Annotated in this window: 1 protein-coding gene; it reads right to left on the reverse strand. The window is 56.1% G+C overall.

Annotated features, from left to right (window positions below):
• Positions 1-296, reverse strand: a 296-nt coding sequence (locus SBI19_RS29415; RefSeq protein ID WP_317973082.1) for an immunoglobulin-like domain-containing protein, incomplete at both ends; no start/stop codon positions are given.

Raw genomic sequence — 296 nt, forward strand, 5'->3', positions numbered from 1 at the left:
GCCTACTTCCACTACCGCTTTCGCCGCTGCTACTGCTTCAGCATCGGTTTGTGCAAGCTTCGTTACCGTCAATGTGAAGGTCTTCGTCTCTTCGACGGAACCTTTCTTGATCGTCGCTGTCAGCGTTACGAGTGCGTCACCCGCTGTGTAGCTTGGGCGGGTTACCGTTCCGTTGGCTGCGACGATGCTCGATTTGTCCGAGCTCCAAGTGATGCTCGTTCCGTCTAGGCCTGCCGTGCTGAGCGTCAGATTCTGCTTCACATCCGAAGCGGAATCGCCGCTTGCATAGCCTACTT

This window comes from Paenibacillus sp. CCS19 (assembly GCF_033239625.1).
GTDB lineage: Bacteria > Bacillota > Bacilli > Paenibacillales > Paenibacillaceae > Paenibacillus_T.